Below are 21,288 nucleotides of genomic sequence, written 5' to 3'. Positions count from 1 at the left end.
CGATGGTACTGCACTCGTGAGGGTGTGGGAGAGTAGGACACCGCCGGACAACCCGTAACCGAATGCCTCGGACCAGGTCCCTCCAACGACGGAGGACCACCGGTCCGAGGCATTCGGCATTTAACAACCACCAACCAACCCAACCACCCAATCGGTATCATGCGACGGTGAGCAGCCAGGTGCCGTCCGGGCAAGCGCTTCCCGCCTCGACCGGAGCCGCAGGTGACCGCCGCCGGCGGGTCGCCGTCGTCGGACTCGGTGTGCTCGCGGTGGTGGTCCTCGCTGGCTTCGCCTGGGCGAAGTGGGTGCCCTATGCCGGCCGCGCGTCGACGCTGGCCGGCACGCACACCTGGTCCGGGTCGTCCATCTTCGTCGGTGCCGGCAGCGCGCCGTCGCTCACCGGCGCGCTGCGCTTCACGGGTGCCTATGCCGCGGCCGTCTGGCCCGCTGCGGTCGTCGGGATCACCGTGGGCGCCGCGCTGGAGTCCCTCGTTCCCCGGCATTGGCTCGTCCGCCTGCTCGCGCGTCGCAGCCGGTTGGCCCAGGGGGTGGCGGGCGGTGTGCTCGCCCTGCCGACGATGATGTGCTCCTGCTGCACGGCTCCGGTGGCTTCGAGTCTGCGCCGCCGCGGGGTGCCGGTCGGTGCTGCTGTGGCGTACTGGCTCGGCAACCCTCTCCTCAACCCGGCGGTGTTCCTGTTCCTCGCGTTGACGCTGCCCTGGCCGTTCGTGGCCGTGCGTGCGGGTGTGGGGGCAGCGGTCGTTCTCCTCGCCGCGGTGCTCGCGGCCCGTTGGGCTCCCGACACCGGCGTTCGGCCGATGGTCACCGACGAGGTCGGACCCACGTCGGTCGCCGCGCTGCTCCGCCGCTTCGCGGTGACGCTCGCGCGGTACGTGGGGATCATCGTGCCCGAGTACCTGGTCCTGGTGTTCCTCACCGGGCTGCTGAGTGGCTGGCTCTCGGACTGGGCAGGCCTGGGCGCCGCCGGGGGTCCCCTGGCGCTGCTCGTCGTCGGCGTGGTCGGTGCGATTCTGGTGATCCCGACCGGCGGGGAGATTCCCGTCATCGTGGGCCTCGTCGCGGCCGGTGCGAGCATGGGAGTGGCCGGCGTCCTGCTCATCACTCTCCCGGCCCTCAGCCTGCCCTCCCTGGTGATGGTCGCGCGCAGCTTCGGCTGGCGGGCGCTGCTCCCGACCACGCTCGTGGTCGTCGCCGGCGGGGTGACGGCCGGAGGACTCCTGCTCGCGCTGGGCTGAGCGCCGCCCACTGGACCGGCGCTACTCACGACCGGAGCATTCGCGAAACGCCTTGACGCGAATCGATTCAAGGCGAGCATGTCGCCGCACTCGGTAGACAATGCGCCAGAGCCTTGTATGACGTTGCAGGGAAAGATGTGCACCATGCCCGCTCCCGCAGGAATTCCGGGACGACGTTGTCCGTGTCGCCCGGAACCGTGAGTCCGGCCAGAAGCTCGCCCAGATCGCCACGGACTTCGGGAGCTGAAGAGTCCTGTCTGACGAACTGGATGCGCCAAGCCGACATCGAGGACGGCGACAAGCCCGGCACGACGAAAGCCGAGGCGACCGAGACCCGGGAACTGCGGCGCCGGGTCCGTCCTGGACCGACAACGGTGGGCCACCCGCCAGCAACCACAGATCGCGATCGTGACCTTGATCGAAGCCACCTAACACCGGCGCCGCCGGCAAGGCCGTCTCGGCCGATTGACACCCATCGACCGTAGCCTGGAGATCTTCAGGCTCGGGCTTTCGGGTCACCCAACCGTCCGGTCGCAAGGCGCTCAGCATTGACGCGGCCTCGCCTGGTCAGCGGGCCTCGGCACCGGCCTTCCGGCGTCGCTGGACCTTGAAGTCCGTCGTCATGTCCTCGAGCTCCATGCCCTTCGTCTCCGGAATGCGGAAGAACACGAAGAAGAAGGAGAGCAGGGCGAAGAACGCGTACATGCCGTACGTGAGGGAGAGGGAGAGGTCCCGCAGTACCGGGAAGCTCAGCGTCACCAGCCAGTTCGCGATCCAGTTCGCCGCGGTGGCGATCGCCATCGCGTACCCACGGATGCTGTTCGGGAACATCTCGCCGAGGAGCACCCACATCACGGGTCCCCAGGTGGCCCCGAAGAACACCACGAACGCGTTGGCCGCGATCAGGGTGAGCTGACCCCAGCCCGGCGCGAGCTGCAGCGCCCCGTCCACCAGGGACGCCGTGCCGAAGCCCATCGCCATCACCGCCAGGCACACCGCCATCCCGAGGGAGCCGACCAGGAGCAGCACACGGCGCCCGATCCGGTCGACGAGAGCGATCGCGATGATGGTGACGAGCACGTTGATCACGGAGGTGATGACCGACGCGGTGAAGGAGAAGCTCTCGTCGAATCCGACGGAGCTCCACAGCGACGTCGAGTAGTAGAAGATGACGTTGATGCCGACGAACTGCTGGAACACCGCCAGCAGGATGCCCGTCCACACGATCGGCAGCAGGAAGTACTTCTTGTCCCGCACGTCGCGATACGACGGCTTCGTCTCGCGGTGCACGGAGTCACGGATCGCCGCGACCCGGCGCTCGGCCTGCTCACGGTTCTCGCCGAGCACCTCCTGCAGCACCGACGCGGCCTTCGCGTCCCGCCCCCGGCTGACGAGGAACCGCGGCGACTCCGGGATGCTCAGCGCCATCACCCCGTAGATCACCGACGGCACGACGCCGACGAGGAACATCCACCGCCACGCGTCCAGGCCCGCCCACAGCGGCGAGCTGGCGCCGCCCGCGGACGTGGCCAGCCAGGCGTCCGAGAGCAAGGCGACGAAGATGCCGAGCACGATGGCCATCTGCTGCAGCGAGGCCAGCCGGCCCCGCAGCCGTGACGGCGCGATCTCCGAGATGTAGGTCGGCCCGATCACCGACGCGATGCCGATGCCGATGCCGCCCACCAGACGCCAGATCGCCAGGTCCCAGGCGGCGAAGGCGAAACCGGAGCCCAGCGAGGAGACGAGGAACAGGATGGCGCCGACGAACATCACCCGCAGGCGGCCCCACCGGTCCGCCAGCGGTCCCGCGAACCAGGCGCCGATCGCGGAGCCGATCAGCGCGATCGCCACCACGACGCCGGTCAGGGCGGCGGCGAGCTCGAAGTCCTTGGCCAGCGCGTCGACGGCGCCGTTGATGACCGAACTGTCGAAACCGAAGAGGAACCCGCCCACCGCCGCGGCGATGGAGATGATGACCGCGCGGCCGGCGTGGGTCTCCGGCTGGTAGCCGTAGGTGGAGTGGTCCGGGGTGACCCCGTCGTCGTTCGTGGAATGGCTCACCGTGTCCGCCTCCGTCGTTGGAACCTGATCGCTGGTTGGCTGCGGTCCAACCTACTCCTGACCCGAGGGGTGCGCGATGCCTTCCGACGCGCTGACCTGCACGCCCGTGGGTCCCCGCGGCGGCGAGCCGGCTGCGTAGAGTGGGAGCCCGAACGGGAGGAGCAACTGTGGGCTGGATCGACCACGCCATCTGGTGGCACGTGTACCCGCTCGGTTTCACCGGGGCCGAACACACCCTGCGCGAGGCGGGCGGGACGGTGCGCCATCGCCTCGCGGACCTCACGAGCTGGCTGGACTACCTCGTCGAGCTGGGCTGCAACGGGCTCGCGCTCGGCCCGATCTTCCTCTCGGCGTCCCACGGGTACGACACGATCGACCACTACACCGTCGACCCGCGGCTGGGCGATGACGCCGACTTCGACCGGCTGGTCGACCAGGCGCACGCGCGCGGCATCAAGGTGCTGCTGGACGGGGTGTTCAACCACGTCGGCCGTGACTTCAGCATGCTGCAGCGAGCCGAGGCCAACGGGCCGGAATCCGACGCCGCCGCCTGGTTCCGCTGGCACGACGTCGACGGCCGTCGCGAGCCGGAGACCTTCGAGGGTCACGAGGGGCTGGTCGCCCTCAACCACGAGCACCCCGCCGTCGTCGACTACGTCAGCGACGTCATGACCCATTGGCTCGACCGTGGGGTGGACGGCTGGCGGCTCGACGCCGCGTACGCCGTCCCGGCCGAGTTCTGGGCCCGGGCACTGGCCGCGCCGCGGCAAGCGCACCCCGAGTTCTGGGCGGTGGGGGAGATGATCCACGGCGAGTACGCCGACTACGTCGACGCCTCCGGCCTGGACTCGGTCACGCAGTACGAGCTGTGGAAGGCGATCTGGAGTTCGATCAACGACGTCAACTTCTTCGAGCTGGACCACGCCCTGGGCCGGCACGCGCAGTTCTGCCGCCGGTTCCTGCCGCTGACGTTCCTGGGCAACCACGACGTCACGCGCCTGGCCAGCCGCATCGAGCGCCCCGAGCACCGGGATCATGCGCAGGCCCTGCTGTTCTTCCTGCCGGGCGTGCCCAGCATCTACTACGGCGACGAGCAGTCCTTCGCGGGGGTGAAGGAGGAGCGGCTCGGCGGCGACGACGAGATCCGCCCGCCGTTCCCCCGCGACGGCGACGCCCTGCACGGCTGGGACACCTATCACCGGGTGCAGGAGCTGATCTCGGTGCGGCGTCGCCACCCCGGTCTCCAGACGGCCGAGATCGAGGTCGTCGCGGTCGAGAACGCGTGGCTCGAACTCGGCGCCACCGTGGACGGCGCCCGGCTGCGGCTGGGCCTGAACCTGGCGGACGAGCCGCGGACGGTGCCGACGGGGCAGGTCCTCGCCGCCTCCGACGGCAGCCGCACCCCGGGCACGATCGCCGCGCACGGCTGGCAGGTCGCCGCGCTCGGCCCCGGATCCGCGGCGGACTGAGATCCGTGACGGATCGAACTGGTCAGTAATGATACGATCTATCGTCGGCCGGCACCTCTGGGGGGTGCCGGCCGTGTGCGTGTCCGGGCCCGTTCCGGCCGCTCCCGCCGCCGTCGCGCACCGAGGACGACCGGTCAGTCGTCCTCGGTGCTCAGCACCGCGAGGGTGCGGGTGTCCGGGTTGAGGAGGATGTTCGCCTCGTCGCGGCGGTGCCGCAGGATGTCCTCCATGTAGGAGGTGACCGCCTCGGAGAGCGGGATGAACCGCTGCTGCCGCTCGGACATGTACCAGCGGTGCTCCAGCACCTCGTGCACCACCTCGGGCGGCTCCAGCTTGCCCGCCAGGTCGCGGGGGATCGACCGGACGATGGGTTCGAAAACCTGCTGCAGCCACTGATGCGCCGCGTAGTCCTCGTCCAGGTCCGGGCACGTCGCCGCGCGGAAGCTGTCCATGTCGTTGAGCAACCGTCGCGCCTGGTTCTCCTGCACATCCAGGCCGGTGAGGCGCAGCAGCCGCCGCGCGTGATGGCCGGCATCCACGACCTTGGGCTGCAGCAGGAACGACGTGCCCTCGGGGCTGGTGGTGATCGAGTACTCCTCGACGTCGAACCCGAGGTCGTTCAGGCGCCGGATCCGCTCCGCGACCCGCCACTTGTCGGTGGCCTGGAAGGACTCGATGTCCAGCAGCTCCGACCAGAGCCGCCGGTACGAGTCCATGATCCGCTCGCTGGTCTCGATCGGGTCGACGGCGTCGACCAGACCGCCCTCCATCAGGTCCATCAGTTCGCCGGCGATGTTGACGCGGGCGATCTCCAGGTCGTACTCCCGCTGCCCGGCGGAGAGGCCGGGGTAGATCTCCCCGGTCTCCGCGTCGACCAGGTACGCGGCGAAGGACCCGGCGTCCCGTCGGAACAGGGTGTTGGAGAGGGACACGTCGCCCCAGTAGAACCCGACGAGGTGGAGCCGCACCAGCAGCAGCGCCAGGGCGTCGATCAGCCGGGTCAGGGTGTCGGGCCGCAGTTGCTGGGAGAACAGGGCCCGGTAGGGGAGTGAGAACTTCAGGTGCCGGGTGACGAGCGCCGTGGCCAGCTCCTCGCCGTCGGCGTCGCGACGATTGCTGACGATCGCGACGGGCTCGACGCAGGGGACGTCGAGGCGCTGCAGTCGGCGCAGGATGTGGAACTCGTGCCGGGCGATGTGGTCGCTGGTCTCCTTGACGGCGACGACGGCGCCGGCCAGGTGGGCGAAGCGCACCACGTGCCGGGAGATGCCGCGCGGCAGGGACGCCAGGTTGCGTTCGGGCCATTCCTCCAGCGGGACGTCCCACGGCAGGTCCAGCAGCTCCGGGACGGTGGCGGCGGCCGTGATGTTCAGCGAGGCCGGCCCGCGGCGGGCCGCTCCGGCGGGACTGCGCCCCCGGTCGTCGCTGGTGCGCGGCAACCGGCCCCCGGCCGACCACTCCTGGGGTTCCTCCCAGGCCGCGGCCGCGGGGTCGGACGCAGCGGACCCGCCGTCGCCCTCGGCGGGTGCGGGGGTTCCGGCGGGTCCAGTCATGCGTCTGCCTCCTGACAGCGGTGTAGTCCGACCGTTCGTGCGGTCGTGACCGGGAGGAGGGTCACGACCGCACCGGTGCGGTCACTCGACGACGTCGGACAGGCTGGCCTGCGGCGTGCCCTCCGGGGAGCCGCCGTCGCCCAGACGCAGCCCCGTCCTGGTGTCGAACAGGTGCACATGGCCGGACTGCGGGCGCACGTGCACGGTCTGCCCGGCCCGCGGTGGGCGCCGGCCGTCGGCGCGCGCCGTGATGGTGTGCTCGCGGTCGTTGATGGTGGTGTGCCCGTAGACGTAGGCGTCGGCGCCGAGCTCCTCGACGACGTCGGCCTCGACGGCCAGGCCCTCGCCCGGGCCGACCATCTCCAGGTCCTCCGGCCGGACGCCGAGGGTCACGGTGTTGCCCGCCGCCTCCTGCAGAATGTCCCGCGGCACCGGGTAGACGGTGTCACCGAACTTGACGCCGCCGTCGACCGCGGGCAGCTCGATCAGGTTCATGGCCGGCGAGCCGATGAACCCGGCGACGAACACGTTGTTCGGGTGGTCGTAGAGGTTGCGCGGGGTGTCGACCTGCTGGAGCAGCCCGTCCTTGAGCACCGCGACCCGGTCACCCATGGTCATGGCCTCGACCTGGTCGTGGGTCACGTACACCGTGGTGACGCCCAGCCGGCGGGTCAGGGACGCGATCTGGGTGCGGGTCTGCACGCGCAGCTTGGCGTCGAGGTTGGAGAGCGGCTCGTCCATGAGGAACACCTGCGGGCTGCGGACGATCGCCCGGCCCATCGCGACGCGCTGGCGCTGGCCGCCCGAGAGGGCCTTCGGCTTGCGGTCCAGGTACTGCTCGAGGTCGAGCAGCTTGGCGGCCTCGCGGACGCGCCGCATCCGCTCCTCCTTGTCCACGCCCGCGATCTTCAGGGCGAAGCCCATGTTGTCGGCCACGGTCATGTGGGGGTAGAGGGCGTAGTTCTGGAACACCATGGCGATATCCCGGTCCTTCGGGGGGACGTCGGTGACATCCTTGTCGCCGATCCAGATCTTGCCGTAGTTGATGTCCTCCAGGCCGGCGAGCATGCGCAGCGACGTGGACTTGCCGCAGCCGGAGGGGCCGACGAGGACGAGGAACTCGCCGTCGGCGATGTCGAGGTTGAGCTTGTCCACCGAGGGCTTGTCGGAGCCCGGGTAGATGCGGGTGGTGTTGTCGAACTTGACCGTGGCCATGATCGTGTCTTCCCTTCACCGGCAGGTACGTGCCGGACGATCCGTGGTGAGCGGGACTGCCGGGACGCGCTGACCTGCCACGATGCCGCCGGACGAGGCGGCACTGTGACGTGGTTCACGCTCCCGGGAGCCATTATGTCACAGCAGCCGGAAGCGCTTCCGGGCAGCGGGGGGACACGTCCGCGGCCGGCCCGGCGGCCGGATCACTCGTCCATGCTGGGGCCGACGCCCTCCCGGTCCAGGGGCGGCGTCTCGAGCGCCTCGCGGCGCAGCCGCAGCATCTGGGCGAGCAGCGCGGCGACCTGCTCCGGCCCGGCCACCCGATACGCGGCGGCGGTCTGCCCGTCGCCGACCTTCACGCCGACGTCCCCGGGGGCCAGCGCCGCGAACGCGGTCTCGTCCGTGACGTCGTCGCCCGCGAAGAGGATGCCGGTGGCGCCCGTGAGCTCCCGCAGGACCGCCAGCCCGTCGCCCTTGGACGCGGACACCACGGACGCCTCGACGACCATCTTGCCGCGCATGACGTGCACCCCCGCGATCGTCTCCAGGGCGCGCAGCGCCTGAGCGGTGGCGGCATCCCCGACCGCGGGATCGGCCCGGCGGGTGTGCAGCACGACGCCGGCCGGCTTCCGCTCCAGCTCCGTTCCCGGGTGCGCGTCGACCACCCGCGTGACGGCGTCCGTCACCTCCCGGAGGAGCCGGCGCTGCTCGTCGTCGAGCTCGAGCGGGGCCGCATCGGGGCCGAGCCAGGTCTCGGCGCCGTGGCTGGCGACCAGCAGCGTGTGCTCGTCGGGGCGGGCCACCTCGCGCAGCGAGGCCAGGGCCCGGCCGGACACGAGCGCGGTCCGGGTCTGCGCCAGCCGGCTCAGCCCGGTGAGCGCCTCGCCGGCGGCGGGCAGTGCCCGCGCGTCGCCGGCGCGATCGGTCAACGGGGCAAGTGTGCCGTCGAAGTCCATGCAGACCAGCAGGGTGGGGGTGAAGGCCAGCCGTTCCAGGGCGTGCTGGAGGCGAGGATCGTCCGGCATGTCAGCGGCGCTCCTGCAGCGCGGAGAGGAAGTCGGAGGACCAGCGCTTGACGTCGTGCTCGAGCACCTGCTTGCGCATCGCCCGCATCCGGCGTGCGGTCTCCCGCGGCTCCATGTGGATGGCGCGCACGATGGCGTTCTTCACGCCGTCGATGTCGTGCGTGTTCACCAGCAGGGCCTGCCGCAACTGCTCGGCCGCCCCGGTGAACTCGCTGAGCACGAGCACCCCGTCGTTGCGGGTCCGGGCCGCCACGTACTCCTTGGCCACCAGGTTCATCCCGTCGCGCAGCGCGGTGACCAGCAGCACGTCGGCGGCCAGGTAGAGGGCGACCATCTCCTCCACCGGGTAGCTCTGGTGCAGGTAGCGGATCGCCGTCTTCTCCAGGGTGTCGTAGGTGCCGTTGATCCGCCCGACGGTGGACTCGACCTCGTCCCGGAGGGTCTTGTAGTGCTCGACGCGCTCGCGGCTCGGGCTGGCCACCTGCACCAGTGTGCAGTCCTCGACACTGACCCGGTGATCCTCGAGCAGCTCGCCGAACGCCTTGAGCCGCTCGGGGATGCCCTTCGTGTAGTCGAGCCGGTCCACGCCGAGCAGCAGTGTGGTCGGGTCGCCGAGCTCGTGCCGGATCTGCCGGGACCGCTCGATGATCTCCTCGTCGCGCGCCAACTCGGCGATGTGCCGGGAGTCGATGGAGATGGGGAAGGAGCGCGCCTCCACGCGGCGTTCCGCGCCGTTCTCGTCCGTCATGGTGAAGACGCCCTGCCGGCTCGCCGCGCCGAGGAAGCGCCGCACGCAGCGGGTGAAGTTCTGCGCGTCGCCCGGCCGCTGGAATCCGATCAGGTCCGCGCCGGCCAGCCCCTCGAGCACCTGCTGACGCCAGGGCAGTTGCGCGTAGATCTCCAGCGGGGGGAACGGGATGTGGTTGAAGAACCCGATCCTCAGGTCCGGCCGCAGCTGACGCAGCATCGCGGGCACGAGCTGCAACTGGTAGTCCTGCACCCACACCGTCGCGCCCTCGGCGGCGGCCATCGCGGAGGCCTCGGCGAAGCGCCGGTTGACGCGGCGGTACGCGTCCCACCACGTGCGGTGGAACTCCGGCGGCGCGATCACGTCGTGGTAGAGCGGCCACAGCGTCGCGTTGGCGAACCCCTCGTAGTACAGCTCGACCTCGCGGGCGGAGAGCTCGACGGGCACCAGGTGCATCCCGCTGTGGTCGAACTCGTCCAGCGGTTCGCCCGCCGCGCCGTGCCAGCCGACCCACGCGCCGTCGGCGTGCTCCATCACCGGGGCCAGCGCGGTGACGAGGCCGCCGGGCGACCGCCGCCAGTCGGACTGCCCGTCGACCACCACCCGGTCCACGGCGAGCCGGTTGGAGACGACGATGAAGTCGTAGTCCCCGTACGGCGTGGGTCCGGGGTCGGAGGTGGTGTCGGCCATGACGCGGGCACGTCCTTTCCCGGGCCGCACGGGCGACGCGGATGAGGAGGGAATGGTCTGTTCCTCAGCTTACTTGGCGTCGGCGGGCGTTCAGGGTGGCTGCCTAGAATGAGGTGTCCGTCGGCCCAGCGCCGTGTTGTCGCCCGATTCGCGAGGATGCATGAGTCCGCAGAACGAACCCCGCCAGACCAAAGCCCAGCGCCAGTCGGCCGCGCGCGAGCGGGCCCGGGTGATCCGGGAACAGCAGCGCAAGCGTGAACGCCGGAACCGGATGTTCACCATCTGGGGGATCGTGGCGGCGGTCGCCGTGATCGCGGTCGTCATCGGCTTCATCGTGGCCAACGGAATCCGCGGTCAGGTGGCGGATTCCGGGCCGCGCCCGGCGAACACCAACGCCTGGGGCGGCGTGACCCTGACCAAGCCGAACGAGCTGGCGGCGTCGCCCGCCTCCGGCGAGGTGAACGTCAAGGACACGCAGTCGCCGACCGCCAGCGCCAGCGTCAGCGGAGCCGCCCAGCCGGTGCCGCACGGTGTCGAGAAGGCGGCCGCCGGCAAGCCGGCGCAGATCGTCATCGCCGTCGACCTCGCGTGCCCGGTCTGCAAGAACTTCGAGGCGACGTACGCGGACCAGCTGGACACGTGGATGAAGGACGGCAAGGCGACCGTCGAGTACCGGTTGACCGGCCTGCTCGACGGTTCGGCCTCGACCACCAATTACTCCTCGCGCGGGGCCAACGCGGCGTACTGCGTGGCCAATTCGGCCCCCACGAAGCTGCAGGCCTTCCTCACCAGCGCCTACGAGCAGCAGCCCGAGGAGGGCGGCGAGGGTCTGTCCAACGACAAGCTGAAGGAGATCGCCAGCGGCGCCGGGGCGTCCGACGTCGGCGGCTGCATCGACGACGGCACCTACCGGCCCTTCGTCAAGTACGTCACCGATCAGGGCCGCGCCGACGGGGTGACCGGCACCCCGACGGTGTTCGTCGACGGTCAGCGCTGGAGCAACTCGGGCGACTTCACCGAGTTCGCGCAGAAGATCATCGACGTCCGTAAGTGAGCCGCCGGTGCCCCGCGGGTCTGCGCGGCGGCGCCGTCGGCTAGCCTGATACGGCCCTCGCCGGGCGCATCCGCGGGTGCGCCCGGCCTCGCCCCCTTAGCTCAGTTGGCCAGAGCATCTGTCTTGTAAACAGAGGGTCGCCGGTTCGAATCCGGCAGGGGGCTCTGGAGCGCGGCACGGGATGAACCGGTCCGCCGCGTCGGCGGTGGGCGTCGCCTGACCGTGCGGCCGTTTCGGCCGATTGGATCCAGTGGTGCAACAATCAAGGGTTGCTGCTGGGGAGCTGAGGGGAATGCGCTGTGGGTCTCGACGACGATCTGCTGGGCCACGAGTCCGGTGAGACGAAGCCCGACGACGGCGACGCCGCGACGCCGCGGTCGTCTCGTCGGAAGCTGGCGAAACGCATCGGCCTGGCGCTCGTCGCCCTGGTGCTCGTCGTCGCTCTCGTCGTCGGCATCTACCTCGTGAATCTGGGCCGGTCCTTCGACACCAAGACGCAGAAGATCGAGCAGGCGTTCCCGGCCGAGAGCTCGCGGCCCTCGGCGGCGGCCGAGGCCGCCGGTGCCACCAACATCCTCCTGCTCGGCAGCGACAGCCGCGGCGCCACCGCGTCCGAGGCGTCGTCCGGGACCGCGTCCGATCAGCGTTCGGACACCATGATCTGGGTCCACATCCCGGCCGACCGGAAGCACGTCTACCTGATGTCCGTGATGCGGGACCTGTGGGTGGACATTCCCGGCCACGGCACGGCCAAGATCAACGCCGCGATGGCGGAGGGCGGCATCCCGCTCGCGGCGGAGACCCTGGAGCAGCTCTTCGGCACCCGGCTGGACCACATCGCGCTGATCGACTTCGAGGGCTTCAAGGCCGCGACCGACGCCCTCGGGGGCGTCACCGTCAACGTCCCCATCGCGTTCTCCACCAAGACCCACACCTTCGCGCAGGGCAAGCAGACCCTGGACGGGGACGCCGCGCTGGCCTTCGTCCGGGAGCGCAAGGCGTTCACGGACGGCGACTTCCAACGGGTGAAGGACCAGCAGATCTTCGTCAAGGCCGTCCTCTCCCAGGTGCTCAGCGCCGGCACCCTGACCAACCCGGTCAAGGTCAGCGACCTGGTCGACAAGGTCTCGCCCTACGTCAGCGTGGACACCACCCTCGACTCCGGGACGATGGCCTCGCTCGCGCTTTCCCTCAACGGGGTTCGCGCCAGCGACGTCCAGTCCTTCACCCTGCCCACCAAGGGCACGGGCACGTCGGCGGACGGCCAGTCGATCGTGCTGGCGGACACGGCCGCGATCAAGGCCGTCGGCACCGCCCTGAAGAACGACACCGTCGCCGACTGGCTGAGCTCCCGGGGTTCCGGTGAGTGAGCAGGGCCGGCGACGGCTGTCGGCGCGGCTGGCACCGGTCGTGGTCGCGACCGCCCTGCTGCTGCCGATCGGCTCCTCGCCGGCCTCGGCCGTCCCCCCGGACCCGACCGTGCCGGCACCGGTCACGCCGGGTCCGACGGACGTGACCGACCCCGCCGGGCAGCCCGTCCAGCAGCAACCCCTTCCGCAGGCCCCCGTCCCGCAGCAGCCCGTCCCGCAGCAGCCCGTCCAGCCCGCGGAACCGGAACCCGTGCCCCAGGAACCGGACCCCGCCGTCGACCCGGTCACCGGCCGGCAGATCGACCCGGCCACCGGCTACCAGATCGACCCGGCCACGGGGTACCTGATCGATCCGGCCTCGGGCCTGTTGATCGATCCGGCCACCGGTCAGCTGATCGAGCCGGCGGCCCCGACGCCGACCCCGACGCCCACGCCCACGCCGACACCCACGCCGAAACCGACGCCGACGCGCACGGTCGCACCGAAGCCCACGACGACCGTCACCCGGGCCGTCGTGGCCGCGCGCCCGACGAGCACGCCGACGGTCGCGGTCGCGGCGGCCGCGGAATCGACGCCGGCCGAGAGCGGGCCGATCACCCAGACCGTGACCGTCCTGGTGCTGCTCGCCCTCGGCGTCGTGTACTTCCGGCTGCTGCGCCGGGGCGGCCGCCGCGGCACGAGGCGCGGCTGACCGATGCGACTCCGTGCCCGCCGGCCCGCGCCACCGGACGCGCCCCTGCGACTGCAGCTGCTGTGCCACTCGTACTGGCCCGAGCACAGCCCCCCGCAACGCCGGTGGCAGGGGCTGATCACCGCGTTCCGCGGCCGCGGGTGGGACGTCGACGTCGTCGCCCCCGTCGCGCACTTCCCGGAGGGCCGCCGCCGGTTGCCCCGCGACCAGGCGGGTCGCCTCCTCCGGCCGCAGCAGGGCCCCCACGGTGAGCGCGTGCACCGGGTGCCCTACATCCCGCACCGCGGCACTGCCCATGCGGCTCGCCTGATCGATCAGCTGGTCTCCGCCGCGCTGTCCGTGCCGGTCGGCCTGCTCACGCCCCGGCCGGACGCGCTCGTCGTGACCGCACCGAGCCTGCCCATCCTGCTCGCCGGCTACCTGCTCGCGCGGCTGCGCCGCGTGCCGCTCGTGGTCGAGATGCGGGACGCCTGGCCGGACCTGGCTCGGGACGCGCGCCTGGTGAAGGGCACGGCGAAGAGCCTGATCGAACGGGTCGTCGAGTACGTGCAGGCCCGTGCCGACCTCGTCGTCGCCGTCACCGCCGGTTTCGCCCAGACCCTCCGCGACCGCGGGGTCGACCCGGTCGTGACCATCAGCAACGGACTCGACCTCTCCCGCGTTCCCGCGCTGCCACCGGTGGGCACGGCCCCCGGGCCGCTGCGCGCCCTCTACCTCGGCAACCACGGCGAGAGCCAGCGACTGGACGTGCTGGTCCGCGCGAGCGCACTCGTGGGCGAGGCGATGGAGCTGCACCTGGTGGGCCACGGCGTCCAGCGACCGGCCCTGATCGAGCTCGCCCGGGAACTGAACGCCCCCGTGGTCTTCCATGAGTCCGTCCACGGTCCCGCGGTGCTCGAGCAGTACACCGCGGCCGATACCTGCATCGTCTCCCTGCGCGACGACTGGAAGTCGTTCGAGACCACGGTTCCGTCCAAGACCTACGAGGTGCTCGCCATCGGCCGGCACGTCACCGCGGTGGTGCGGGGCGAGGCCGAGCGCATCGTCCGGGACGCCGGTGCCGGGAACGTCGTGGCATCGGACCCCGAGGCGATCGCCGCCCTGTGGCGGCGGCTGGCCGCGGACCGCGCGCTGCTGCTCACCACCGGCGGCGGCCGGCGCTGGGTCGCCGAGCACGCCGACCACCGTCACCTGGCCGACCGCTACGCCCGCGTGCTCCGCGCGCTGGTCGACGGGGAACCGATCCCGGCCGGTCCCACCGGGGAGCCCGGCGGATCGGTTGCCGGCGCCACGGCGTCGGGGGACCGGCGCACGGACGCCGACACGCCGGCCGCATGAGTCCGCGAGCCCCGTCGGCGCTGCCGCGCAACGCGGTGGTGGCCGCGACGACCATCACCCGTCACCTGCGGGAGGATCCCGCCCTCTTCGCCCTGCTGGTCTCCCGCCGGCTCCCGGTCGCCGTGACCGGTCGGGTCGCCCGGCGCATCCTGCGGCACGCGGCCCCGGAGTCCACGTCGCCGGTGGTTCTCGCCGCAGCCCTGGTGGCCGGGCAGGATGCCGACCTGGATCGGCGGCTGGCCGTCGCCGTCGAGGCCGCCCCGCGTCCGGGCCGCCGTGCCCGGACGACGCGCCGTTGGGCCGCGGAGATCGCCATCGCCGCCGGACGCGTCGAGCCGGCCGAGGCGCTGATCGCCGCGGCGCCACCCGGTGCCGCGCGTGCGCGGACCGTCGCGCGGCACCAGTGGTACGCCGGGGACATGACGGGGGCCGTGGCGCAGCTGGAGGCGGCCGGCCGGCCGGCCGCACGCCTCGCGACGCGGATGCGAGCCGAACTCGACGTCTTCTCCGGCTGGACGCCCACGCTGCCGGAGCGTCCCGCCGTCGCCGTCGACGGCCGCGTCCTGCACGTGCTGATCAACTCCCTGCCCCACACCGGCAGCGGGTACGCCCAACGGTCCCACTCGATCCTGCTGGCCCAGCGGGACCACGGTCTCGATCCGCTCGCCGTCACCCGCCTGGGCTATCCCGTGCAGGTGGGTCGGGTCCTCGCGCGCGACGCCGACGTCGTCGACGGGATCACCTACCGGCGGCTGCTGCCGGCGCGGTTGGCGCCGACCGGTCGGGACCGGTTGCAGCAGCAGGCCGAGTTGCTGCTCGACGTCGGACGCCGGTTCCGGCCGTCGGTCGTGCACGGCACCACGGACTTCACGAACGGAATCGTGGCGCGCGCGGTGGCCCGGTCCCTCGGGGTGCCCTTCGTGTACGAGGTGCGCGGCCAGCTCGCCGACACCTGGGCCTCGACCCGGCCGGCCGAGGCCCGCGCGAGCGAGCGGTACCGGCTGTTCCAGGCCCGCGAGGCGGACCTGATGCGCTCCGCGGACCTGGTGGTCACCCTGGGCCGGGCGATGCGGGACCCGATCCTGGCCGCCGGAGTGCCGGAGGATCGGATCGTCCTGACGCCCAACGCGGTGGGGGAGGCCTACCTGGCCCCGCCGCTCACGCCCGCCGCCGCTCGGGAGCGGCTGGGGCTGCCCGACGACGGCCCGATCGTGGGCACCGTGAGCAGCCTGGTCGACTACGAGGGGCTCGACGACCTGGTCCACGCCGTCGCGCTGCTGGCGCCGTCCCACCCCACGGTACGATTGATGATCGTCGGCTCCGGCGCCGCCGAACCGGCGCTGCGCCGGGCGGCGGAGGCGGCGGGGATCGGCGACCGGGCCATCTTCACCGGACGAGTCCCGCGCGAGCGGGCGGCGCTGTACCACCAGGCGCTCGACGTGTTCGTCGTCCCCCGCAAGGACCGGGCGGTCACCCGAGTGGTGACCCCGCTCAAACCCGTGGAGGCCCTGGCCAGTGCCCGGCCGGTCGTGGCCAGCGACCTCCCGGCCCTGCGGGAGATCGTCGAGGACGGCGTCACCGGCCGGCTGGTGCCTCCGGAGGACCCGGACGCGCTCGCCGGCGGCCTGGCCGCGCTGCTGGCCGACGCCGGATCCCGTGAACGGATGGGCGCCGCCGGCCGAGACCACGTCCTGACCCACCGGACGTGGGCCGCGAACGCGGCGGCGCTGGCCGCCGCCTATGAACGAGCGAGAGGAACCACCACGTGAGTTCGACCCGGGTGGAACCCACGGCGTCGACGCGACCCACCGAGCCCGCCGCGGAGCACGCGGCCGCAGCGGTCGCGTTCGACCCCCGTGCCCTGCCCCGGGTCGGGGCCCGGCCCGGCCTGATCGCCTACCTGCGCACGCTCTGGGGCTACCGGCACTTCATCGCGTACGACGCCCACGCCCAGGTGCGCAGGGGCACCCGGCAGGACCTCCTCGGCAGCGCCTGGCTCATCCTGACGCCCCTGTTCAACGGGCTCACGTTCTACCTGGTGTTCGGGCTGCTGCTGCAAACGAGCCGAGGCATCCCGAACTTCATCGGGTACCTGGTGATCGGCGTGTTCCTGTTCCAGATCAGCTCGGGTTCCATCACCACCATCGCCCGCTCCCTGCTCAAGGGCAAGGCCCTGATCGGTGCGTTCACGTTCCCGCGAGCGGCGCTGCCGGTCGGGGCCGCGGTGCGTGCGGCCATCGCCGACGTGCCGGTGGTGCTGGCGATGCTGCTGATCGTCGTCCTCACCGCGCCGGCCGAGCCGATCACGTGGCGCTGGATCTTCCTGCTGCCGGTCCTCGTGCTGCAGTGGTGCTTCAATCTCGGGATCGGCCTGATCCTGGCCCGGCTCATCGCCTGGATCCCGGACGTCAGCCGGCTCCTGCCGTTCGTGGTGCGCGCGTGGATGTACACCTCGGGCACCTTCTTCTCGATCGACCGCTACGTCACCCACCCCGACATCCAGGCCGTGATGAAGGCCAACCCGGTGTACTGCGCGATGGAGATCGTGCGCGACGGCCTGCTGTACGGGCAGCTCCCGTCCTGGCACAACTGGACGATCCTGAGCGCCTGGGCGGTCGGTGCACTCGTCGTGGGCGTCGTCCTGATCTGGCAGGGGGAGGAGTCCTATGCCCGCGACTGACGCCGGTGCCCCCAGCACCGCGCCCGGCACGGCGGTCTCCGCGACCGGGACGGCGGCAGCGCCGCTGCTCGTCGTCGACCGCGTGAGCCGCCGGTACCGGGTGCGTGCCACGGGAGGAAGCGCCGCGGCAGAGGCGCGGCACGGCCGCCGCTCGATCCGCCGCCGCCCGACCCGCGGCAGCACCGTGACCGTCCCGGCGGTCAACGAGCTCTCCCTGGTGGTCGACCACGGGGAAGCCGTCGGCGTGATCGGCCGCAACGGCTCCGGCAAGAGCACCCTGATGCGCATGATCAGCGGCCGCGAACGCCCCACCACCGGGTCCGTGCACGCGAGCAGCACGCCGGTGATGCTCGGGGTGAACGCCGCGCTGATGCCGACCCTCTCGGGCGAGCAGAACATCATCCTCGGGGGGCTCGCCATGGGCCTGAGCCGCCAGGAGGTGGAGGAGCGGTACGACGCGGTCGTCGATCTCTCCGGCCTGGACTCGGCCATCTACCGCCCGCTGGAGACGTATTCCTCGGGCATGGCCTCGCGGTTGCAGTTCGCGATCGCCACCAGCGTCAACCCGGAGATCCTGATCGTCGACGAGGCGCTGAACACCGGGGACGCGCAGTTCGGCGACCGGAGCAAGGCTCGGATGGACGAACTGCGCGCCCAGGCCGGCTGCGTGCTGCTGGTCAGCCACAGCATCCCGACCGTCCGGGAGATGTGCACCCGGGTGGTCTGGCTCGACCAGGGCGATCTGATCATGGACGGCGAGCCCGGGGTCGTCACGCAGGCCTATGTCGCCTTCGCCCGTGCCCTGGCACAGGACGAGCCCGAGACGGCCGAACGGATCCGCTCCGATGCCCGGCGCGACCTCGTGATGCCGACCGTCACGGCGACACCGCCACCACGCCGAGGCGGGCGGTGAGCCCGGCGCGCACCCTGCGCGCCGTGCGTACCGGACTCTGGCACCTCCGGCACGGGGGCTTCCGCCAACTCCGGCGCTGGCGCGCGCGGCAGCGCTCGGCGTCCGCGGGCTCCGGCCCGCGCTCCGGCCGGGGAGCCGAAGCCGTGTGGCGGGGTCGACGCCACCGCCACCTCACGTTCGCCCCGATGCGGCGGCGCCCTGCCGCACCTCGTCGGGCGGACCTGCGGGTCGGAGTGGTGCTGGACGACTTCTCGCTGGACGCCTTCGGGCCGGAGTGGTCCCTGACCCTGCTGGACAGCGACACCTGGCACCAGCAACTGGCCGCTGAGCCGCTGGACCTGGTGTTCATCGAGTCGGCCTGGCGGCCCAACCGCGGCCGTTGGCGCTCGCCGCTCAACGGGGACCTGCCCGCCGGCGCCCAGGTCCGCCGACTGGTCGAGGCGTGTCGTGCTGCGGGCATCCCGACGGTGTTCTGGAACAAGGAGGATCCGGTCCACTACGCGGACTTCCTCGATTGTGCGCGGCTCGCCGACGTCGTGTTCACGACGGACGAGAACCGGCTCGCGGCCTACCGGGAGGACCTGGGCCACCGTCGTGTCGGGGTGCTGCCGTTCGCCGCGCAGCCGGCCGTACACCACCCGGCGCGACCCGGGCGCGGCTGGCACGCCCGCGGGATCGCGTTCGCCGGCATGTACTTCGCGCACAAGTTCCCGGGTCGCCGGGACCAGCTCGATGCGGTGCTCGACGGCGCCGCGGACCTCGCGCGGGCGGGCGAGAGCACGCTGGAGATCTTCGCCCGGCACGCGGGCACCGACGAGCGCTACCGCTTCCCGGAGCGCTTCGCCTCGTTCGTCGTCGGCTCCCTGGACTACGACCGGATGCTGACCGCCTACCGCGCCTACCGGGTGTTCCTGAACGTGAACACGGTGGCCGGGTCCCCGACCATGTGTGCGCGTCGGCTCTTCGAGATCCCGGCCTCGGGCACGCCGGTGATCACGACGCCGAGCCCCGCGGTCGACCGGTTCTTCGGCGGCACCGGTTTGCGCCAGGTCCACGGCCGGGCGGAGACCACCACCGCCCTGCGCGAGATTCTCGAGGACCCGCAGGAAGCCGATCGCGTCCTGCACCTGATGCAGCGCCGCATCTGGGACGAGCACACCTACGCGCATCGCGCGGAGGAGGTGCTCCGGCTCGCCCTGCCGCCGGCCCACCGGCCCGTCACCCCGCCCACGGTCAGCGCCCTGGTGAGCACGTTCCGCCCGGACCGGCTCCGGGATGTCGTGATGACGCTCGCCGGGCAGCAGGACGTCGATCTGCAGGTGGTGCTGCTCACCCACGGCCACGAGCCGGACGCGGCGACGATCCGGGAGCTGCGGGCCGAGAGCGGGCTCCAGGATCTCGTGGTGCTCTCCGCCCCGCGCTCGGTCAGCCTCGGTGCATGCTTGAACCGCTGCGTCGAGGCCGCCGACGGGGCCGTCCTGGCGAAGATCGACGACGACGACCTCTATGCGCCCGCGTACCTGCACGACACGGTCAACGCGCTCGGCTACTCGGCTGCCGAGGTCGTCGGAAAGCAGGCGCACTACCTCCAGGTCGAGGACCGGCTGCTGCTCCGGCACCCCGATGCGGAGCATCGCTGGACCGATCGCGTGGCGGGTCCCACGCTCGCCGCGGCGGCACCGGTCTTCCGGGAGCACCCGTTCGCCGACGTCGGGCGGGGCGAGGACACGCGGTTCTTGGATATGATCGTCCATGCTGGGGGCAAGGTCTATTCGGCTGATCGGTTCAACTACTGCCAGGTGCGGGGCGGGACGGATCACACGTGGGCAGTCTCGGCCGACGTCCTGTCGGCCTCGAGTCGGATGGTCGCGCGAGGAGAGCCTCAGCGCATCATCTCGCTCTGAAAGGTCGCGAATGCAGGAGAACATCGACGTCGTCATCGTCGGACTCGGATACATCGGACTGCCCACCGCGGCCATCCTCGCCAGCAACAATGTCCATGTGGTCGGCGTGGACGTCAATCCCGCGACCGTGGACGCCGTCAACGCGGGCGAGGTGCCGTTCGTCGAGCCCGACCTGTCGATCTATGTGGCCGGTGCGGTCAAGAACGGCACGCTGCGCGCCTCGACGGAGGTCCCCGAGGCCGGGGCGTACATCATCGCCGTGCCGACCCCGTTCCAGGACGACCACAGTGCGGACCTGAGCTACATCGAAGCGGCCGCCCGCGCCGTCGCCCCGCAGCTGCGCGGCGGCGAGCTGATCGTGCTCGAGTCCACGTCCCCGCCGGGGACCACCGAGCACCTCGCGCAGTACCTGATCGAGCTGCGCCCCGATCTCAGCCTGGACGGCGCCGACGGCAGGCCGGCCCTCCTGCTGGCGCACTGCCCCGAACGGGTGCTCCCGGGCCGGGTGATGATCGAGCTCGTCACCAACGCCCGCATCGTCGGCGGGATCACGCCGGCAGCGGCCGAGCGGGCGGCTCGCCTCTACGCCACGTTCTGCCAGGGCGAGATCCTGACCACGGACGCCTCGACCGCCGAGATGGCGAAACTCGTGGAGAACTCGTACCGCGACGTCAACATCGCGTTCGCGAACGAGCTGTCCCTGATCAGCGACAGGCTCGGCATCGACGTCTGGGAACTGATCCGGCTCGCCAACCACCACCCGCGGGTCAACATCCTGCAGCCCGGCCCGGGCGTGGGCGGACACTGCATCGCGGTGGACCCCTGGTTCATCGTCGCCGCCGCCCCGGAGCAGTCCCGGCTGATCCGCACCGCTCGCGAGGTGAACGACGGCAAGCCGGCCTGGGTGATCGAGCGGGTGCGCGAGGCGGTGGCCCGGACGGGCGCCACCAGCGTCGCCGCCCTCGGGCTGGCGTTCAAGGCGAACATCGACGACCTGCGTGAGTCCCCGTCGGTGGCGATCGTCGAGCAGCTCGCGTCGGCCCTGCCCGAGGTGACCGTGTCCGTGGTGGAGCCGCACGTCTCTGCTCTGCCGGCGCAGCTCGACGCCCCCAACATCGCGCTCACGGACCTGGACGGAGCGATCGCCGCGTCCGCCGTCGTCGTGCTGCTGGTCGACCACGACGCCTTCGTCAGCCTTCGTTCGGCGGACCTGTCCGGGCACGTCGTGATCGACACTCGCGGCTTCCTCGGCCGGGCGGACGCCACCACGTTCCAGCCGCTCAACACCACCGTCTGACGTCACGGGGTCGCCCCGCGCAGC

The 21,288-nt window shown here is 71.6% G+C and carries 16 protein-coding genes and 1 tRNA gene; 12 read left to right on the top strand and 5 right to left on the bottom strand.

All coding sequences use genetic code 11. The features are described 5' to 3' along the window. The first annotated feature begins 167 nt into the window (after positions 1–167). Positions 168–1,256, top strand: coding sequence for a permease (locus tag IEX22_RS08170; protein WP_229659868.1), 1,089 nt, complete (start codon positions 168–170; stop codon positions 1,254–1,256). Between the two features lie 567 nt (positions 1,257–1,823). Here IEX22_RS08170 and IEX22_RS08165 read toward each other — a convergent pair. After that, complete coding sequence (locus IEX22_RS08165) at positions 1,824–3,317, bottom strand: sugar porter family MFS transporter (RefSeq protein ID WP_188667840.1); 1,494 nt, start codon at positions 3,315–3,317, stop codon at positions 1,824–1,826. Between the two features lie 167 nt (positions 3,318–3,484). Between IEX22_RS08165 and IEX22_RS08160 the strand changes: the two genes are divergently transcribed. Next, positions 3,485–4,786: an alpha-amylase family glycosyl hydrolase gene (locus IEX22_RS08160; protein ID WP_188667839.1), complete on the top strand. Its 1,302-nt coding sequence runs from the start codon at positions 3,485–3,487 to the stop codon at positions 4,784–4,786. A gap of 134 nt (positions 4,787–4,920) precedes the next feature. Here the strand turns inward: IEX22_RS08160 and IEX22_RS08155 are convergent, their stop codons facing one another. The 4 genes from IEX22_RS08155 to otsA all read right to left on the bottom strand — a co-directional run bounded on the left by IEX22_RS08155 (position 4,921) and on the right by otsA (position 10,017). Further along, positions 4,921–6,339: a DUF4032 domain-containing protein gene (locus IEX22_RS08155; protein ID WP_188667838.1), complete on the bottom strand. Its 1,419-nt coding sequence runs from the start codon at positions 6,337–6,339 to the stop codon at positions 4,921–4,923. An 81-nt stretch (positions 6,340–6,420) separates the two neighbouring features. Further along, positions 6,421–7,554, bottom strand: a complete 1,134-nt coding sequence (locus tag IEX22_RS08150; protein WP_188667837.1) for an ABC transporter ATP-binding protein — start codon at positions 7,552–7,554, stop codon at positions 6,421–6,423. 203 nt (positions 7,555–7,757) lie between these two features. Then, a complete protein-coding gene (gene otsB / locus IEX22_RS08145) occupies positions 7,758–8,579 on the bottom strand; it encodes a trehalose-phosphatase (RefSeq protein WP_188667836.1) in 822 nt (273 codons plus the stop codon). A gap of 1 nt (position 8,580) precedes the next feature. After that, positions 8,581–10,017, bottom strand: coding sequence for an alpha,alpha-trehalose-phosphate synthase (UDP-forming) (gene otsA, locus IEX22_RS08140; protein ID WP_188667835.1), 1,437 nt, complete (start codon positions 10,015–10,017; stop codon positions 8,581–8,583). A gap of 160 nt (positions 10,018–10,177) precedes the next feature. On the opposite strand from otsA, the gene IEX22_RS08135 reads away from it, so the two are divergent. The 10 genes from IEX22_RS08135 (at position 10,178) to wecC (ending at position 21,264) form a co-directional block, all read left to right on the top strand. After that, positions 10,178–11,071 carry a DsbA family protein gene (locus tag IEX22_RS08135; protein ID WP_188667834.1) on the top strand — a complete coding sequence of 298 codons (894 nt, stop codon included), beginning with the start codon at positions 10,178–10,180 and terminating at the stop codon, positions 11,069–11,071. Between the two features lie 90 nt (positions 11,072–11,161). Then, positions 11,162–11,235, top strand: a tRNA-Thr gene (locus IEX22_RS08130). A gap of 135 nt (positions 11,236–11,370) precedes the next feature. After that, positions 11,371–12,441, top strand: coding sequence for an LCP family protein (locus IEX22_RS08125; protein ID WP_229659867.1), 1,071 nt, complete (start codon positions 11,371–11,373; stop codon positions 12,439–12,441). Further along, positions 12,434–13,132, top strand: a complete 699-nt coding sequence (locus tag IEX22_RS08120; RefSeq protein WP_188667833.1) for a hypothetical protein — start codon at positions 12,434–12,436, stop codon at positions 13,130–13,132. The genes IEX22_RS08125 and IEX22_RS08120 overlap by 8 nt, the downstream gene beginning before the upstream one ends. A gap of 3 nt (positions 13,133–13,135) precedes the next feature. Next, positions 13,136–14,470: a glycosyltransferase family 4 protein gene (locus IEX22_RS08115; RefSeq protein ID WP_188667832.1), complete on the top strand. Its 1,335-nt coding sequence runs from the start codon at positions 13,136–13,138 to the stop codon at positions 14,468–14,470. Then, positions 14,467–16,239, top strand: coding sequence for a glycosyltransferase (locus IEX22_RS08110; RefSeq protein WP_188667831.1), 1,773 nt, complete (start codon positions 14,467–14,469; stop codon positions 16,237–16,239). The genes IEX22_RS08115 and IEX22_RS08110 overlap by 4 nt, the downstream gene beginning before the upstream one ends. Beyond that, a complete protein-coding gene (locus IEX22_RS08105) occupies positions 16,236–17,150 on the top strand; it encodes an ABC transporter permease (protein WP_188667830.1) in 915 nt (304 codons plus the stop codon). Before IEX22_RS08110 ends, IEX22_RS08105 begins: the two co-directional genes overlap by 4 nt. After that, positions 17,137–18,063 (top strand): ABC transporter ATP-binding protein, encoded by a 927-nt coding sequence (locus IEX22_RS08100; RefSeq protein WP_188667829.1) that lies wholly within the window; start codon positions 17,137–17,139, stop codon positions 18,061–18,063. Before IEX22_RS08105 ends, IEX22_RS08100 begins: the two co-directional genes overlap by 14 nt. Before the next feature lie 185 nt (positions 18,064–18,248). Continuing rightward, positions 18,249–19,967 (top strand): glycosyltransferase family protein, encoded by a 1,719-nt coding sequence (locus IEX22_RS08095; RefSeq protein WP_188667828.1) that lies wholly within the window; start codon positions 18,249–18,251, stop codon positions 19,965–19,967. A gap of 10 nt (positions 19,968–19,977) precedes the next feature. Further along, positions 19,978–21,264 carry a UDP-N-acetyl-D-mannosamine dehydrogenase gene (wecC, locus tag IEX22_RS08090; RefSeq protein WP_188667827.1) on the top strand — a complete coding sequence of 429 codons (1,287 nt, stop codon included), beginning with the start codon at positions 19,978–19,980 and terminating at the stop codon, positions 21,262–21,264. Positions 21,265–21,288: the final 24 nt, after the last annotated feature.

Origin of the sequence: Tersicoccus solisilvae (assembly GCF_014643255.1) — a bacterium.
GTDB lineage: Bacteria > Actinomycetota > Actinomycetes > Actinomycetales > Micrococcaceae > Tersicoccus > Tersicoccus solisilvae.
Note: the sequence above shows the minus strand (reverse complement) of the source record. Positions and strands in the feature narration are given on the sequence as shown.

Coding starts and splice junctions, on each gene's coding strand:
- IEX22_RS08155 (WP_188667838.1), bottom strand. CDS start 6,339: ATGACTGGACCCGCCGGAACCCCCGCACCCGCCGAGGGCGACGGCGGG.
- IEX22_RS08135 (WP_188667834.1), top strand. CDS start 10,178: ATGAGTCCGCAGAACGAACCCCGCCAGACCAAAGCCCAGCGCCAGTCG.
- wecC (WP_188667827.1), top strand. CDS start 19,978: ATGCAGGAGAACATCGACGTCGTCATCGTCGGACTCGGATACATCGGA.
- otsB (WP_188667836.1), bottom strand. CDS start 8,579: ATGCCGGACGATCCTCGCCTCCAGCACGCCCTGGAACGGCTGGCCTTC.
- otsA (WP_188667835.1), bottom strand. CDS start 10,017: ATGGCCGACACCACCTCCGACCCCGGACCCACGCCGTACGGGGACTAC.
- IEX22_RS08115 (WP_188667832.1), top strand. CDS start 13,136: ATGCGACTCCGTGCCCGCCGGCCCGCGCCACCGGACGCGCCCCTGCGA.
- IEX22_RS08110 (WP_188667831.1), top strand. CDS start 14,467: ATGAGTCCGCGAGCCCCGTCGGCGCTGCCGCGCAACGCGGTGGTGGCC.
- IEX22_RS08095 (WP_188667828.1), top strand. CDS start 18,249: ATGCGGCGGCGCCCTGCCGCACCTCGTCGGGCGGACCTGCGGGTCGGA.
- IEX22_RS08150 (WP_188667837.1), bottom strand. CDS start 7,554: ATGGCCACGGTCAAGTTCGACAACACCACCCGCATCTACCCGGGCTCC.
- IEX22_RS08100 (WP_188667829.1), top strand. CDS start 17,137: ATGCCCGCGACTGACGCCGGTGCCCCCAGCACCGCGCCCGGCACGGCG.